At 70.3% G+C, this 15,490-nt stretch carries 14 protein-coding genes; 6 read left to right on the forward strand and 8 right to left on the reverse strand.

Features of this window, described 5'->3' with window-relative positions; translation table 11 throughout:
* The first annotated feature begins 5 nt into the window (after nt 1-5).
* Nucleotides 6-1,181, forward strand: a complete 1,176-nt coding sequence (locus ACIOMQ_RS40815) for a DNA glycosylase AlkZ-like family protein (RefSeq protein ID WP_362209364.1) — start codon at nt 6-8, stop codon at nt 1,179-1,181.
* A gap of 86 nt (nt 1,182-1,267) precedes the next feature.
* Here the strand turns inward: ACIOMQ_RS40815 and ACIOMQ_RS40820 are convergent, their stop codons facing one another.
* The 8 genes from ACIOMQ_RS40820 to mtnA all read right to left on the reverse strand — a co-directional run bounded on the left by ACIOMQ_RS40820 (nt 1,268) and on the right by mtnA (nt 9,728).
* Nucleotides 1,268-2,011, reverse strand: coding sequence for a response regulator transcription factor (locus ACIOMQ_RS40820; RefSeq protein WP_362209361.1), 744 nt, complete (start codon nt 2,009-2,011; stop codon nt 1,268-1,270).
* A 185-nt stretch (nt 2,012-2,196) separates the two neighbouring features.
* The gene (gene hpf, locus ACIOMQ_RS40825; RefSeq protein ID WP_362209358.1) at nt 2,197-2,886 is read right to left on the reverse strand and encodes a ribosome hibernation-promoting factor, HPF/YfiA family; all 690 of its coding nucleotides are present in this window, start codon (nt 2,884-2,886) and stop codon (nt 2,197-2,199) included.
* A gap of 28 nt (nt 2,887-2,914) precedes the next feature.
* Nucleotides 2,915-3,094, reverse strand: coding sequence for a hypothetical protein (locus ACIOMQ_RS40830; protein WP_401759978.1), 180 nt, complete (start codon nt 3,092-3,094; stop codon nt 2,915-2,917).
* Nucleotides 3,095-3,207: 113 nt separating this feature from the next.
* Entirely contained in the window at nt 3,208-3,936 is a 729-nt protein-coding gene (locus ACIOMQ_RS40835; protein WP_402192776.1) for a ComF family protein, read from the reverse strand.
* Between the two features lie 71 nt (nt 3,937-4,007).
* Nucleotides 4,008-5,819: an LpqB family beta-propeller domain-containing protein gene (locus tag ACIOMQ_RS40840; protein WP_402192780.1), complete on the reverse strand. Its 1,812-nt coding sequence runs from the start codon at nt 5,817-5,819 to the stop codon at nt 4,008-4,010.
* 43 nt (nt 5,820-5,862) lie between these two features.
* Nucleotides 5,863-7,887 carry an MtrAB system histidine kinase MtrB gene (mtrB, locus tag ACIOMQ_RS40845; protein ID WP_402192778.1) on the reverse strand — a complete coding sequence of 675 codons (2,025 nt, stop codon included), beginning with the start codon at nt 7,885-7,887 and terminating at the stop codon, nt 5,863-5,865.
* A gap of 1 nt (nt 7,888) precedes the next feature.
* Nucleotides 7,889-8,578, reverse strand: a complete 690-nt coding sequence (mtrA, locus tag ACIOMQ_RS40850; RefSeq protein WP_205375139.1) for an MtrAB system response regulator MtrA — start codon at nt 8,576-8,578, stop codon at nt 7,889-7,891.
* 4 nt (nt 8,579-8,582) lie between these two features.
* Entirely contained in the window at nt 8,583-9,728 is a 1,146-nt protein-coding gene (gene mtnA, locus ACIOMQ_RS40855; protein ID WP_401268481.1) for an S-methyl-5-thioribose-1-phosphate isomerase, read from the reverse strand.
* Nucleotides 9,729-9,868: 140 nt separating this feature from the next.
* Here mtnA and ACIOMQ_RS40860 point away from each other — a divergent pair, with 140 nt between their 5' ends.
* Genes ACIOMQ_RS40860 through ACIOMQ_RS40880 form a run of 5 tightly spaced genes read left to right on the forward strand, consistent with a single transcriptional unit; the run spans nt 9,869 to nt 15,310 of the window.
* Nucleotides 9,869-11,095, forward strand: a complete 1,227-nt coding sequence (locus ACIOMQ_RS40860; RefSeq protein ID WP_401941388.1) for a glycerophosphoryl diester phosphodiesterase membrane domain-containing protein — start codon at nt 9,869-9,871, stop codon at nt 11,093-11,095.
* 4 nt (nt 11,096-11,099) lie between these two features.
* The gene (locus tag ACIOMQ_RS40865) at nt 11,100-11,792 is read left to right on the forward strand and encodes a DUF4129 domain-containing protein (RefSeq protein WP_401759973.1); all 693 of its coding nucleotides are present in this window, start codon (nt 11,100-11,102) and stop codon (nt 11,790-11,792) included.
* On the forward strand, nt 11,789-12,991 hold the full coding sequence (locus tag ACIOMQ_RS40870; RefSeq protein ID WP_401268486.1) for a DUF4350 domain-containing protein: 1,203 nt from the start codon (nt 11,789-11,791) through the stop codon (nt 12,989-12,991). The genes ACIOMQ_RS40865 and ACIOMQ_RS40870 overlap by 4 nt, the downstream gene beginning before the upstream one ends.
* Nucleotides 12,988-13,989: a MoxR family ATPase gene (locus ACIOMQ_RS40875; RefSeq protein WP_362209337.1), complete on the forward strand. Its 1,002-nt coding sequence runs from the start codon at nt 12,988-12,990 to the stop codon at nt 13,987-13,989. The genes ACIOMQ_RS40870 and ACIOMQ_RS40875 overlap by 4 nt, the downstream gene beginning before the upstream one ends.
* A gap of 10 nt (nt 13,990-13,999) precedes the next feature.
* Nucleotides 14,000-15,310, forward strand: a complete 1,311-nt coding sequence (locus tag ACIOMQ_RS40880) for a DUF58 domain-containing protein (RefSeq protein WP_401941392.1) — start codon at nt 14,000-14,002, stop codon at nt 15,308-15,310.
* Nucleotides 15,311-15,490: the final 180 nt, after the last annotated feature.

Below are 15,490 nucleotides of genomic sequence, written 5' to 3' on the forward strand. Positions count from 1 at the left end.
GGGGCATGACGTCTGTGCCGCCTCCCGCCGCCGAACTCTCCGCCGACCAGGCGCGCCGGATAGCCCTGCGCGCCCAGGGCTTCCTGGGCGCTCCGGACCGCCGGGCCGGTGTTCCGGGGGTGCTGCGGCATCTCGGCGCCGTCCAGCTCGACACGATCTCGGTGCTCGCGCGTTCGCACGAACTGATTCCGTACGCGCGCCTGGGCGCGGTCGGCCGGCGCACGGTCGAGGAGGCGTACTGGTCGGGCGGCCGCACCTTCGAATACTGGTCGCACGCGGCCTGCATCCTGCCGGTCGAGGAGTGGCCGCACTTCGCGTTCCGCCGCCGCGCCTACCGCTCGCGCCCCCACTGGCATCACGACCTGCCGGACGGCGCCTACGAGACGGTGATCAAGCAGTTGCGCACCGAGGGCCCGCTGACGGCCACCGAGCTGGGCGGTGCGAAGAACGGCGGGGAGTGGTGGGACTGGTCGGAGTCTAAGGTCGCCGTCGAACGCGCCCTGATGTACGGCGAGGTGGTGTGCACGGAGCGGCGCAGCTGGAAGCGGGTGTACGACCTCGCCGAGCGCGCCCTGCCCGACGCCGTGCTGCACGACGATCTGGACGACGCGGAGTGCCTGCGCCGGCTGGTCGCGCTCGCGGGGCAGTCCCTGGGCGTCGGCACTCGCGCGGACATCGCGGACTACCACCGGCTCAAGGGTGAGCAGTTCGACGCGGTCGTGGCGGACTCCGGTCTGGTACCGGTGACGGTGCAGGGGTGGTCGAAGCCGGCCTGGGCGGACCCGGCGGCGCTGGCCTCGGAGCCGCGCGGGCGGCATCGTACGACTCTGCTGTCGCCGTTCGACTCACTGGTCTGGGAGCGGGCACGCACCGAGCGGATCTTCGGATTCGCCCACCGTCTGGAGGCATACGTTCCCAGGCCCAAGCGGATACACGGCTACTTCGCGATGCCGTTGCTGACGGGCGGAAAGCTGCAGGGCCGCGTCGACCCGGCGCGCGAGGGCAGCACACTGGTCGCCCGGCAGGTGTCCCTGGAGAGCGGGAAGGCCGTGGCGCCGATGGCCGAGGCCCTGGTGGAGGCGGCGTCCTGGGTCGGCTGTACGGATGTCCGGCTGGAACGGGTCGACGCACCGGATCTGCGCGGGCCGCTCGCTCAGGAAATCGCCCGCGCTCTGGCGTGACCGCGCATTGCCCTCTCTTTACCCGGCGGCGGCACCACCCGGCGCCGTCACCCTGTCCGGCCCGTTCCGTCCCGTCGCAGGGCCGGTCACCTGATCTCCAGGATCTTCTCCCGCATCGCATAGACCACGGCTTCCATCCTGGAGTGCAGCTGCAACTTCTCCAGAATGTTGCGGACATGGTTCTTCACGGTGTTCTCGGAAATGAACAGTTCCTTCGCGATATCGCGATTGTTCATGCCCGTTGCGACGAGTTTCAGGACCTCGAGTTCCCGATCGGTGAGCCGCGGCGCGGGCACCAGCCTGCGCTCGTCGGTCCGCTGGATCATCGACTTGAACTCGGTGAGCAGTTTGGACGCCATGGAGGGGCTGATCTGCGACTGCCCGTCGGCGACCGCGCGAATCGCCGTCGCCACCTCGTCCGTGGAGATCTCCTTGAGGAGGTACCCGGTGGCGCCCGCCTTGATCGCGTCGTAGAGGTCGGCCTCCTCGTCGCTGATCGTCAGCATGATGATCTTCGCGCTGGGGGCCACCTCCTTGATCGACGTGCAGGCCTCGATACCACCGCGCTTGGGCATCCGGACGTCCATCAGCACGATGTCCGGCAGCAGATCGGCCGCCTTGTCGACCGCCTCCGCCCCGTCCCCCGCCTCGCCGACGACCTGGATGTCCTCCTCCTGGGCGAGGACGATCTCCAGACCTCTGCGGAAGAGCGCGTGGTCGTCCACCACGAGGACCCGGATCGGCTCCTTGCCGGAGCCGCCGTCCGCGCCCGCACCGGCGGTGTCGTCGGCATCATTCGCATCGCGCACGGGCCCGAAGGTGTCCGCCATCGTTCCTCCCCCTGAAGGCCACGGCCTGAAGTTCGCAAACGGTCCGCCAACGGCAGTTCGCAGAACACCGGTTGGCTTGGGACGACATGATTTCATGCCTGGACGTCGGAGCGGTGATCCCAGGGCCGCACGCGGGTGCCCCTGGGGGCGCACAGGCGCTCCAGGGGCACCACGAAAGGGTGACGTCAGCCGCCGAGCGCACCGCCCGCGCCGCCCGCCTCGTCGGCGGCCAGCGGATCGGTCCTCAGGTGGATGACACCGTAGTCATAGGCATGCCGCCGGTAGACGACACTGGGTTCCTTCGTCTCGGAGTCGACGAACAGATAGAAGTCGTGCCCGACCAGCTCCATCTCGTAGAGCGCTTGATCGAGCGCCATCGGTGCGGCGACGTGTGTCTTTTCACGCATCACCAGCGGACCCTCGCCCTGTACCTCCAGCGAGCCGAACCTGGTGGTGGGCACGGACTCGGACGTCTCGCTGCCGACCAGATCCCCCTCGCCGTTGAACGACGCCGCGCCCGGCACGGTCTCGGCGACTTCGGCAGCGGGAATCCGGCCGTTGCCGCGGCGGCTGTAGCGCTTGTCGTGCTGCTTGCGCAGCCGCGCCTCCAACTTGCCGGTCGCCAGGTCCAGCGCTGCGTACGGGTCGCCGGCGGCCGCTTCCGCCCGGATGACCGGCCCCCGCGAGCGGAGCGTGATCTCCACCCGGTCGGAACGGTCGGCCTGACGGGGGTTCGGCTCCTTGGACACCTCGACGTCGAGGCTGATCACCTTGCCGTCGAACTTCTGGATCTTGTCCAGCTTCAGCTTCTCGGCCACGTGCTTGCGGAACCGCTCGGGCACCTCGGTCTTGCGGCCCTTGACGACGATGTCCACGCAGAACTCCGTTCCCGGATCACTCCGCTCAGCGGCGGAGCATCTCCCTTTTGCACCAGGTTCCGGTCATGACCGGAACCGCGGACTCGGTGACTTCCACCTCCTCCTCCCCCATCGACAGGGCCTCCACCCCACCGAATTCTCTGTCTCTGACTACCGGTGGGTTACCTGCCCGAAAGCTGGCGGTGCATTCATCGAGGTCCGGCATTCACCATTCCTCACAACCGAACATAGCCTGCCTGGCCGGATGTCGGCACCCGCTACTCGCACGTACCTCCGTTCAGGTCTTTTTACCCACTCACTACCTGCAACGATGCAAGTTCACTGGCAGTTCCGGTTTATTTCGAAGGCCGAGGGAGAAACGGCGACAACGGCTGCCTGCCCGCTGCCGGATGCGCCACCGCCGCGCCCGCCCGCCGCACCGATCGCCCGAGCCGCCTCGGTCAGCGAGGCGCCGGTCGTCAGGAGGTCGTCCACCAGCACCACCCGTCCGGCCGCAAGCAGCCGTTCACCCCCGGCCACGACGTCCAGCGCCCCCGCGAGGTTCGCGTGCCGCTGCCGGGCCCCGAGCCCCGCCTGATCGGCCACCGGTCGCCGCTGCCGGAGCACCCCGGCCACCCGGGCCCGAATGCCTACGCGCCGCAGTTCGCCCGCGGCGGCCAGCGCGATCCGGCGGGTCGGATCGTGCCCCCGCGCCGCCACGGCCCGCCGCGCCGACGGCACGGGCACGAGCAGCAGCGGGCCGACAGGGCCCACCTGCCCCGTCCCGGCCCGTACGGCCCCCGCCAGCGCCTTCCCGAGCGCCCCGGTCAATCCCAGCGCGCCTCGCTCCTTGTGGGCCAGGAGCACCGCGCGTACGGCGTTCTCGTACGCGGCGGCCGCATGCACCACCGGCAGGCTGACAGGCTCCGGCACGGGCCTCACCCTGCGCGGCACCCCGCCGGACAACTCCGCACGGCATTCCCCGCACAGCTCCACACGCGGCCTGCCGCAGCCGCCGCAGGACACCGGCAGGACCAGTCCGGAGATCTCCCGCCACCACCCCCGCATGACTCCACTGTGCACTCCCCGAAGGGACCCGGCCACCCCTGTGGAAAAGCCTGGGGCGGCCCCATGATGTCTCAGCCCGGGTAGACCAGCGACGAGCCTTCCTTGACCACCATCTGCCAGTTGTCACCCGGCGACAGCTTCACGATCCCGTCGCTCGACGTGGCCGCCATCAGCGGCAACTGCTCGTCGTCCGCCGCCGCGACCGACGACACCTGGTTCACGCCGGGCAGAACGCCCGACGCGGGCGTCGAACCGTCCGCCTGCACATAACGCACCTGCTGCACGCCGCCCTGCTCCTTGCCGACCACCACGAGACGGCTACGGCCCGACCACGACATCGCGGTCACATCCGCCAGCTGCGGCGCGGCCTGCCGCAGGTCCACCACCGAGACCTTCTGATCCGTCTCCGGCCCGCGCCGCTCGATCCGGCCGATCTTCAGCGTGGTGTGGTCGTCCTTGCTCACCAGGAGCGCGATCCGCACCCCGTCGGCGGACATCCGCAGGGCCTCGATCCGACCGCCGTCCAAGCTCGGCACGGTGACCTCCTGCGGCTTGCCGGTGCCCCCGGGCAGCCGCAGCAGTCGTCGGTTGCCGGGGTCCCGGTCGGCCACCCAGAGGTCGCCCCGGCCGTCCCAGCTCGGCACCGACAGACGGTCGTTCGGGCGGTGGGCCCTGCTGGTGACCAGGGCTGCCGGAAGCTCGCCGTCCGCGGCGATGGACGACACGTAGAGGGCCGTCCCGTCCCGCGAGACCGCCGCCGCCGTCTGCTCGTCCCTGGCCACCCCGACCGTGCTCATCCGCACCGGTCCGTTGCCGAGCGGACCTGCCACCGCCTCCGGGGTACCACTGCCCCTGGTGCTGCCGGGAATCCGCTCCACATGCCCCTTGCCATCGACGAAGTACTGGCTGTCCGGCCCACTCGACGAACCGTCAGGGGCGAACTCCTCCGCCTGGTCCGTACCGATGACACACAGTGGGGAGCCGTCGGAGCGCTGGAGCTGGACCTGCTCGACCCGTGCGGACGTCAGGTCCCGCAGGGTGAAGAGGACCTGTGAGGCCATCATGCGGCAGGAGTGCTGTCCGACGCCGTCCGCCTTCTTGTTGAGCGGCACCTTCAGTACGTTGCGGTCGTCGGGGGAGAGCGAGGTGACGCCCTTCTTCAGCTCCGTACCCCGGGGGAAGCGGGACGCGACCACCGGCCGCAGCCAGTTGGTCGGCCCCGCCAGGAGACTGCGGACCGCCTGCGTCACGGTGTCCATCCCGGTGCCGGGGTCCGTCCGGCTGCGGAGGTAGACGGGGTCGGCGACCAGCGTCGACTGCGCCGTCGTCCGCCCCGCCGCGAAGTAGTACTTGTCGACGGAACGGTAGAGGCGCTTGAAGTCGGACTGCCCGAGCAGAAGGCCGTCCGGGACGAGGTCGATGCGCCACTCCTTGCCGTCCTTGCCGTCCTCCTTCACCAGACGCAGGATCTGGTTGTAGTCCGTGGGCGCAAGCGGCTGGTAGGCGCTCTGCGCGTCGACCGTTGCCACCTTCTCACCGGTCAGGGTGTAGGTGACCTCCGTGACGCCCGGGTCGCTGTCGCGGAACGGGCGGTCGCTCCGGTTCGGCGCCTTGGTGAGCACCGTCGTGAACGCACTCGGCTTCCAGGTGGCGGCTGCCTTCCTCGTCAGGTACTTGCGAGTCGTCCTGAAGTCCGAGTCGTCGCTGGTCATCGACTCCAGGAAGCCGTCGACAATCTCGTTGGGAGTGGCGTTGTCACGCGGCGCCACCGCATACACCTGCACCTGGGAGTCGCCGGGCTGCGAGGCGTCGACAGGCTTGACGTCCCCGGTGCCGGGCATCGAGGCGCACGCGGACAGGAGCAGGACACCGCTTCCGAGCATGGCGATCAGCCCCAGCACCCGTCCACGGCCGTCCCGGCGACGGTCAGTGCCCACGATTCGGTTCCCCCCGCTCCGGTTCCTTCACTGCACACTCGGCCTCGCCGCCCGGCCGGTGCTCGGCCGGACGCGCCACCACCCGTGCACCGCTGCCCGGCAGGGCGGCCGGATGCACCGAGGCCGGCGCCGTCCGGGAGGCCACGGGAGCACGTGAGGGTACGGGGAACGCGCCCCGGTCCCTGCCGCCGGGCTGTACCGGCACCGCCGTCAGCCGGTGCTCGTCCCCGGTCGCGGGAGCGGCCGTGGCCCGCTCCCGGCTCTCCCGGCTGCGCCGGGAGTCCTCGGGCTCCAGCGGTATCGGCGATCCGCGCAGTGGTTCGTCCGCCGTGCGCGGCAGTGTCAGCCGGAACTGCGAACCGCCACCGGGCTCGCCCCAGGCCTGCAGCCAGCCGCCGTGCAGCCGGGCGTCCTCCACGGCGATGGACAGCCCGAGCCCGGTACCGCCGGTCGTCCGTGCGCGGGCCGGGTCGGCCCGCCAGAAACGGTTGAACACCCGCGTCGCCTCGCCGGGCTTGAGCCCCACGCCGTAGTCCCGTACGGCCACGGCGACCGCGCCTCCGGCCACCCCCATCCGCACCACCACGTCCCGGCCCTCGCCGTGCTCGACGGCGTTGACCACGAGGTTGCGCAGGACGCGCTCGACCCGCCGCGCGTCGGCCTCCGCTATCACCGGCTGCTCGTCGCCGACCACCCGGATCCGGGTGCCCTTGCGCTCGGCCAGCGGTTCCGCCCCGCCGATCACCCGCCGGACGACCTGCCGCAGATCTATCGGCTCGGCCTCCAGCGCCGCGGCGCCCGCGTCGAACCGGCTGATCTCCAGCAGATCGGCGAGCAGCGACTCGAACCGGTCGAGCTGGTCCCCCAGCAGCTCCGCGGAGCGCGCCGTCACGGGATCGAAGTCGCTGCGGGCCTCGTGGATGACATCGGCGGCCATCCGTACGGTCGTCAGCGGTGTCCGCAGCTCGTGGGAGACGTCGGAGACGAAGCGCCGCTGCATCCGGGACAGCTCCTCCAACTGCTGGATCTTCAGCTGCAGGTTCTGAGCCATCTTGTTGAAGGCCTCACCGAGCCGGGCGATGTCGTCCTCACCCGCGACCTTCATCCGTTCCTGGAGCCTGCCCGCGGAGAGCCGCTCGGCGATGCCCGCCGCCATCCGGACGGGCGTGACGACCTGCCGCACCACGAACCACGCGATGGCCCCGAGCAGCACGACCACGAACAGTCCCGCAGTCGCCAGCGTGCCCTTGACCAGTGTCAATGACTTCTCCTCCTGCGTCAGCGGGAAGAGGTAGTAGAGCTGGTACGGGTTGTGGTCGATGTCGTAGAGCCGCTTGCCCACGACCAGTCCCGGCTGCTGCTCCTGTCCGTTCGCGTACTGGATCATGGAGTACGTCTGGAACGCCCCCGGGCCCTTGTTCACGGAGTCCCGCAGCCTCTGCGGGATGCTCGCCGCCTCCACACTGCCCGAACCGCGCGGCGCACGGGTGCCCTCGTCGGCGCTGAGCGCCACCACGTTGAAGGCGTTCTTGCCGCCGCTGGCGAGCTGGTCGACGAGCTCGGTGCGCCAGGAATTGTTGGCCGTGGTGCCGTCCGACGCGTCGCCGCCCTGCCCGCCGGGGGTGAGAGGGGCGTTCGCCTTCTCCTGGGCCGCCGCGAAACCGCCCGCGGCCTGGGTCTGGGCAGCCTTGCCCTTCGCATCGAGCAGTCCGTTGCGCACCTGCCCGATCACTACCAGCCCGAGGAGCAGCACCACACCGAGCGACATGAGCAGCGTGCCCGCCACGACCCGCAACTGGATGTTGCGTCGCCACAGCCGCACGGCGGGCAGCAGCGGACGCCGCACCCAGCGCATCAGCAGTCGCGGCACGGGGCCCCCGGGCGCCCGGTCGTGGAAGAACCGGCCACCCTGCAGAAGGCGCCCGACCTGGGACGCCCTGTGTCCTGGACCAGCAGCCCGCTCCGCACGGGCTCCCGGCTCCCCGGGCTGCGGAGCAGCGCTACTCAGGGGCATCTCAGCTCGGTCCGGCCTTGTAACCGACCCCGCGGACGGTCACCACGATCTCCGGCCGCTCCGGGTCCTTCTCGACCTTGGAACGCAGTCGCTGAACGTGCACATTCACCAGCCGGGTGTCGGCGGCGTGGCGGTATCCCCACACCTGCTCCAGCAGTACCTCACGGGTGAAGACCTGCCACGGCTTGCGGGCGAGCGCGACCAGCAGGTCGAACTCCAGCGGAGTGAGGGCGATCGACTGCCCGTCCCGCTTCACCGAGTGACCGGCCACATCGATGACCAGATCCCCGATGGCCAGCTGCTCCGGCGCCGGCTCCTCGGACCTCCGCAGACGTGCCCTGATCCGGGCAACCAACTCCTTAGGTTTGAACGGCTTGACGATGTAGTCGTCGGCCCCTGACTCCAGGCCCACCACCACGTCAACCGTGTCGCTCTTGGCAGTGAGCATGACGATCGGCACACCCGACTCGGCCCTGATCAGCCTGCAGACCTCGATGCCGTCCCTTCCGGGCAGCATCAGATCCAGCAGGACCAGGTCCGGCTTGGCCTCACGAAATGCGGCAAGTGCCTTGTCGCCGTCCGCTACGAACGACGGCTCGAACCCTTCACCACGCAGCACAATCCCGAGCATCTCGGCCAGTGCGGTGTCGTCGTCGACGACAAGGACGCGTCCCTTCATAATCGACATCATCCCATTAGCTAATCGTTACCTGCGATGATCTGGCACACAGCTCTGCCAGTCCGACCCCCGTGACCGGGGAAACTACGCCCTCCTCCGTGACGATCGCCGTGACCAGCTCCGGCGGTGTGACGTCGAACGCGGGGTTGTACGCAAGGGTTCCGACCGGCGCCATGAGCACCGCACCGGCATCCCCGCCCGCCACCCCGCCCCCTGGCGATGTGAGCTCCGTCACTTCACTCCCCGGCCGTTGCTCCACAGTGATCGATGCCCCGTCCGCGGTGTTCAGATCCACGGTCGTGGTCGGCGCCACCACGATGAACGGTACGTGGTGGTACTTCGCGAGCACCGCCAGCGGATAACTCCCCACCTTGTTCGCCACCGATCCGTCCGCGGCGATGCGGTCCGCCCCGATGAGCACGGCGTCCACCTCCCCCGCGGCGAACAGCGAACCTGCGGCGTTGTCCGTGAGCAAGCTGTACGGCATGCCCGTGCGCGCTGCCTCGTACGCGGTCAGCCGGGCCCCCTGCAGCAGCGGGCGGGTCTCGTCCACCCACAGCCGGCTCAGCCTCCCCTGCCGGTGCGCCCCGAGCGCCACAGCGAAGGCAGTGCCCTCGCCACCCGAGACGAGCGCCCCCGTATTGCAGTGCGTCAGCAGTTGATGTCCGCCATCGGGCAGCAGTTCGTCCAGAAGGGCAAGCCCGTACCGTGCCATACGCCCGCTGGCCTCGGCATCTTCCCGGTGCAGCGCTCGGGCCTCGGCCAGCGCCACCTCGGCGGCCCGCTCCGGCTCCGCCCCCTTCTCGACGGCCGCCCGGTACGCCCCGGCGGCGCGCCGCACCCCGTAACCGAGATTCACCGCGGTGGGCCGCGCCCGCTCCAGCAACCCCGCGGCCTCCGCCACGTCGTCTCCCCGTGCGGCCGCGAGAGCCACTCCGTAGGCGCCCGCGATGCCCAGGAGGGGCGCCCCGCGCACCGCCAGCGTCCGGATCGCCCGCACCAGCGCGGGAACATCGGTGCACACCAGCTCGGCCTCCTCGGCAGGCAGCCGGGTCTGGTCGAGAAGCACCAGCGCAGGGCCTTCCACAAGCTCGTCCCAGCGCAGCACGGGAAGCGCGGGAGGCTCGATGCCCACCGGCGATTGCGCGTCCTGATCAGCCATCCGCCCAGTCTGCCCCGTGAGCCGCCCGCAAATGAAGGGACGAAGGAGGTGGAACGCCCGGCCCGTGGCGGAGCAACGCGTGGCACGATGGCTGGCAACCTGCCGCCCCGATGAGCGGACAGGACCGTGAAGGAGCGAGAATGAACGACACTCCGGGCTGGGCCTCGCCCGGATCTGCCCCCTCCGACGGCCAGGAGGCGGGCGTCCCCCGGCCTTCCGAGCCCATCGACGGCAGCGGCCCGGCAGGGAACTGTTCTCCCACACCGCCGCCCGCGGGGCAGTGGACCGCACCCAGCGCTCCGGGGGCGGGTCCCGGTGCGCCTCCCCCCGCCCCGGGCTGGGGCGGAGGAGCTCAGGGCCCCTGGGGCGGCGGACCGAACGGCGCGGGCTGGGGCCGCCCGCCCACTGCGGCCAAGCCCGGTGTCATCCCGCTGCGGCCACTCGGCGTCGGCGAGATCCTCGACGGCGCTGTCTCCACGATGCGCGCCCACTGGCGCACGGTCCTCGGCATCACCCTGACCGTCGCCGTGATCGCCCAGATCGCGATCATTCTCGTGCAGCGCTACCTGCTGCCGGAACCTCCGGCGATCGATCCGCACGCCACCGGCTCGGAAGCGCTCAGGCAGTCCGCCGACTCGGCTCAGTCGGCACTGATCAGCAGCGTGCCGTCCCTGCTCATCACCTTGATCGCCACGCTCGTCACGACATCCGTACTGACCGTGGTGATCAGCCGCTCGGTGCTGGGCCGCCCGGTGACTCTCTCCGACGCATGGGCCGAGGCCCGGACCCGGCTTGCCCCGCTGCTGGGTCTGACCATGCTGCTGACCCTGATCGGCGCCGCCGTCATGGCGGCCGGCCTGCTGCCGGGCATGCTCATCGGCTCCACCACGGGCGCCGGACTCGTCGTCATCGGCTTCCTGGCCGCATCCGTCGTCGTCATCTGGTTGATGGTCCGCTTCTGTCTCGCCTCGCCGGCGCTGATGCTGGAGCGGCAATCGATCACGACCTCCATGCGCCGCTCCGCGAAGCTGGTCAGGAACGCCTGGTGGCGGACCTTCGGCATCCTGGCTCTGACCTGGCTGCTGACTCTCATCGTGTCCGTGATCATCGCCATCCCGTTCGGCATCATCGCGATGACCGTGGACGACGGCGGCATCAGCTCCGTCCTCACCAACGGCTCCACGAACTTCGGCTGGCCGTTCCTGATCGTCTCGGGCATCGGCCAAGTGATCACCGCGACGATCACCTACCCGCTCTCCGCCGGTGTGATGGCCCTGCTCTACGTCGATCAGCGCATCCGCCGCGAAGCACTCGACCTCGATCTCGCCCGGGCAGCGGGCCTGCCCGGATACGACACCAGGAGCTGATGCCGTGTCGGGGGCGGGGGGCACGACAGCAGCACGGCTACTGATCCGAGCGGGCGGCGACATACCCGTGGACACTCCGCGTGTCCCAGCCCGCGAGGCCGCGAAGCACGAGTTGTCCAAGCCGATGTACCACGAGAACGATCCGAACCTCCTCCAGCGCGGTCTCGACCGGCTCTGGGACTGGATCGGCGATCTGCTGAACACGGCCTCCGGCGCCGCACCGGGCGGCCCACTCGGGCTTGTCGTGCTCGTGCTGGTCGTCATCGGCCTGGTCGCCGCGCTCTGGTGGCGGCTGGGCACCCCGCACCGCACGGCGCGTTCCGCCGACACCCTCTTCTTCGACGACAGCCCCCGCAGCGCGGCCGAACACCGGGCGGCCGCCGAGGCCCATGCCGCCGCCCACCGCTGGAACGAGGCGGTCCAGGAGCGCATGCGCGCCATCGTCCGCTCCCTCGAAGAGCGCGCCCTGCTCGCGCCCCGCCCCGGGCGCACCGCGGACGAGGCCGCCGCCGAAGCGGGCCGTCCACTGCCCGCACACGCCACGCGCCTCCACGCCGCCGCCAGAGAATTCGACGACGTCACATACGGCGGCCGCACCGCGGACCAGCAGGCGTACCTGGCCGTCCGGGCTCTGGACCTCGATCTCGAGACCGCCAAACCTCTCCTGACACCCGCGGCCCAGGGAGCAGCCGAATGACCGAGGCCACCGCCGCCCCCACCTCGGCATCTCTCACCCCGCACCAGATCTGGACCCGCACCCGCGGTCTGCTTCTCGCCCTCCTCCTGCTCGTCGCAGCCGGAATCGCGCTGGCAGCCGTGCGCTCCGGTGACCAGCACGGCCGCCTCGACCCCCGTTCCGCCGACCCCTACGGCAGCCGGGCCGTCGCCGAGCTCCTCAAGGACCGCGGCGTCTCCGTCCAGGTGGTCACGACGCTCGACGAGGCCGCAGCCCAGGTCGGCCCCGAGACCACGCTGCTCGTCACCTCCCCCGATCTGCTGACACCGCACCAGCAGCGCGGCCTCCGCGCCGCGACCGCCGAATCGGCCGGCCGCACCGTTCTTCTCGCGGCAGGCCCGACGTCCGTGGGCACCCTGGTCCCCGGCGTACGCGCGGAGCCCGCAGGACCGGTGGCCACCCGCGCCGCTCGGTGCTCCCTGCCCGCTGCTCGCAACGCCGGCGACGCCGAGACGGGAGGCTTCCGCTACGCCTCGAACGGCCTCGACACCCTCGCCTGCTTCCCGAGCGACGGCCTCCCCACCCTGCTCCTGGTCAAACAGGGAGCGGGCGACACCGTGCTCCTCGGTGCCCCCGACCTCCTCCACAACGACCGGCTCGGCAACCAGGGCAATGCCTCCCTGGCGCTCCAACTCCTCGGCTCCCGCCCGCATCTGGTCTGGTACCTCCCCTCGCTCACCGACACTTCTGCTGCCACCGGGAACGGCGACGACGGCGCCCGCGACAACCGCAGCTTCGCCGACCTGATCCCCCGAGGCTGGCTGTGGGGCACCCTGCAACTCGCACTCGCCGCTGTACTCGCCGCCATCTGGCGCGCCCGTCGTCTGGGCCCCCTGGTGACCGAACAGCTGCCCGTGGCCATCCGCGCCTCAGAATCCACCGAGGGACGGGCCCGCCTCTACCGCAGGGCGAACGCCCGCGACCGGGCCGCCGACTCGCTACGTTCCGCCACCCGCGTCCGTATGGCCCCACTCGTCGGCGTCCCCCCACGCGAGGCCCACTCCCCCGCCACACTCATCCCTGCCGTTTCCGCCCGCCTCACCACCACCGACATCGATCTCCCCACTGTGCTCTTCGGACCTGCCCCGTCCGACGACGCCGCTCTTGTACATCTGGCAGATCAACTCGACACCCTCGAAAGAGAGGTACGCACGTCATGAGCGCCCCGCCCCCAGTGCCCGCCGGGACTACCGACACTCTCGGGAACGGCGACACAGCCCGCGCATCCCTGGAAGCGCTGCGCTCCGAGATCGCCAAGGCCGTGGTCGGCCAGGACCCGGCAGTCACCGGGCTCGTCGTCGCCCTGCTCTGCCGAGGCCACGTCCTCCTCGAAGGCGTCCCCGGCGTGGCCAAGACCCTCCTGGTCCGGGCTCTCGCCGCCTCGCTCGAACTCGACACCAAGCGCGTCCAGTTCACCCCCGACCTGATGCCGAGCGACGTCACCGGCTCACTCGTCTACGACGCCCGCACAGCGGAGTTCTCCTTCCAGCCCGGCCCCGTCTTCACCAACCTGCTGCTCGCCGACGAGATCAACCGCACTCCTCCCAAGACGCAGTCCTCCCTCCTGGAGGCGATGGAAGAGCGCCAGGTCACCGTCGACGGAACCCCTCGGCTCCTGCCCGACCCCTTCCTCGTGGCCGCCACGCAGAATCCCGTCGAGTACGAGGGCACCTATCCCCTTCCCGAGGCCCAACTGGACCGCTTTCTCCTCAAACTGACGGTGCCCTTGCCGTCCCGCGACGAGGAGATCAACGTCCTCACCCGTCATTCCGACGGCTTCAATCCGCGCGACCTCAAGTCGGCGGGCATACGCCCCGTCGCAGGCCCTGCCGACCTGGAAGCCGCCCGAGACGCGGTTGCCCGGACCAAGGTCTCCCCCGAGATCACCGGCTATGTCGTCGATATCTGCCGTGCCACGCGCGAATCCCCCTCGCTCTCCCTCGGCGTCTCTCCCCGAGGTGCTACCGCATTGCTGTCGACCGCCCGTGCCTGGGCCTGGCTCACCGGCCGCGACTACGTCATTCCGGACGACGTGAAAGCCCTGGCACTCCCCACGCTTCGCCATCGCATCCAGCTACGACCCGAGGCGGAGATGGAGGGGGTCACCCCCGACTCCGTCATCACCGCGGTCCTCGCCCACACCCCCGTACCCCGATGAGGCAGTGACCGTGGCCCTTACCGGACGTACTGCCTTCCTGGCCGCCCTGGGGTCACTCCCTGTAGGCATCTTGGCCCCGAGCTGGACAGGCATGCTCGCGGTCAATGCACCGCTCTCCCTAGCAATTCTGTGCGACTACGCCCTGGCTGCACCAGTGCGAACGCTTCGTTTCACTCGATCTGGTGATACAACCGTTCGACTCGGCGAGACCGCCGAAGTGCAACTCACGGTGACCAACCCTTCCCGTCGGCGCCTACGGGCACACCTCCGCGACGCCTGGCCGCCCAGTAGCTGGCCCACCGGCACCGAGCAGGCCGCGTCCCGTCACGCACTGACGATCCCGGCGGGGGAACGTCGCCGGCTGACCACCACGCTGCGACCGACACGGCGCGGCGACCGCCGAGCCGAACGCGTCAGCATCCGGTCGTTCGGGCCTCTGGGACTTGCGGCCCGTCAAGGAAATCACCAAGTTCCGTGGACGGTACGCGTCCTGCCGCCCTTCACCAGCCGCAAGCATCTGCCGTCCCGCCTCGCCAGGCTCCGGGAGCTCGACGGCCGCACCAGCGTCCTCACCCGCGGAGCGGGCACGGAGTTCGACAGCCTGCGTGAGTACGTTCCCGGCGACGACACGCGCTCCATCGACTGGCGAGCGACGGCGCGTCAGTCCGCCGTCGCGGTGCGGACATGGCGCCCCGAGCGGGACCGTCACATCCTCATCGTCCTGGACACAGGTCGTACGTCGGCAGGGCGTGTCGGCGACGTGCCCCGTCTCGACGCCGCTCTGGACGCGGCCCTGCTTCTCACTGCCCTGGCCACTCGTGCGGGCGACCGTGTGGATCTGCTCGCCTATGACCGCCGAATCCGCGCCCAGGTCCAGGGCAGGCCCGCAGGAGACGTTCTGTCCGCCATGGTGAATGCCCTGGCACCGGTCGAACCGGCACTCCTGGAAACGGATGCCCGAGGTCTCAGCGCTGCCGTGCTTGCCGCCGCACCTCGCCGCTCTCTGATCGTGCTTCTCACCGGTCTGGACGCAGCCCCTGTGGAAGAGGGCCTGCTGCCTGTCCTCCGCCGACTGACCCAGCGCCATACGGTGCTGGTGGCCTCAGTGGCCGATCCGCACATCGAGCGGATGGCGGGAGCCCGGGGCACCGTGGACGCGGTGTACGAGGCCGCGGCCGGCGCACAGGCCCGCGCAACACGGCTCCGCACCGCGGAGCAGCTCCAGCGCCGCGGTGCGATGGTCGTCGATGCCACCCCGGACAACCTCGCCCCGGCTCTCGCCGACGCCTACCTGGCTCTCAAGGAGACGGGACGCCTCTGACACCTCTGAACCTCAACCCGAGATCCCCATCGAGACCCCAGTCCGGCACATCAAAAAAGCCCGCCAGGAAGAGGAGTCGTCCGGGCGGGCTCTGAACGCAGAAAAGCCCCGTGCCACAAGGGCACGGGGCTTCTCACAAAAGGAGTTCGGCGGCGTCCTACTCTCCCACAGGGTCCCCCC

Source organism: Streptomyces sp. NPDC087845, from assembly GCF_044742755.1.
Classification (GTDB): Bacteria; Actinomycetota; Actinomycetes; order Streptomycetales; family Streptomycetaceae; genus Streptomyces.

Coding starts and splice junctions, on each gene's coding strand:
- ACIOMQ_RS40815 (WP_362209364.1), top strand. CDS start 6: ATGACGTCTGTGCCGCCTCCCGCCGCCGAACTCTCCGCCGACCAGGCG.
- ACIOMQ_RS40820 (WP_362209361.1), bottom strand. CDS start 2,011: ATGGCGGACACCTTCGGGCCCGTGCGCGATGCGAATGATGCCGACGAC.
- ACIOMQ_RS40830 (WP_401759978.1), bottom strand. CDS start 3,094: ATGCCGGACCTCGATGAATGCACCGCCAGCTTTCGGGCAGGTAACCCA.
- ACIOMQ_RS40835 (WP_402192776.1), bottom strand. CDS start 3,936: ATGCGGGGGTGGTGGCGGGAGATCTCCGGACTGGTCCTGCCGGTGTCC.
- ACIOMQ_RS40840 (WP_402192780.1), bottom strand. CDS start 5,819: ATGCTCGGAAGCGGTGTCCTGCTCCTGTCCGCGTGCGCCTCGATGCCC.
- mtrB (WP_402192778.1), bottom strand. CDS start 7,887: ATGCCCCTGAGTAGCGCTGCTCCGCAGCCCGGGGAGCCGGGAGCCCGT.
- mtrA (WP_205375139.1), bottom strand. CDS start 8,578: ATGATGTCGATTATGAAGGGACGCGTCCTTGTCGTCGACGACGACACC.
- mtnA (WP_401268481.1), bottom strand. CDS start 9,728: ATGGCTGATCAGGACGCGCAATCGCCGGTGGGCATCGAGCCTCCCGCG.
- ACIOMQ_RS40860 (WP_401941388.1), top strand. CDS start 9,869: ATGAACGACACTCCGGGCTGGGCCTCGCCCGGATCTGCCCCCTCCGAC.
- ACIOMQ_RS40870 (WP_401268486.1), top strand. CDS start 11,789: ATGACCGAGGCCACCGCCGCCCCCACCTCGGCATCTCTCACCCCGCAC.
- ACIOMQ_RS40875 (WP_362209337.1), top strand. CDS start 12,988: ATGAGCGCCCCGCCCCCAGTGCCCGCCGGGACTACCGACACTCTCGGG.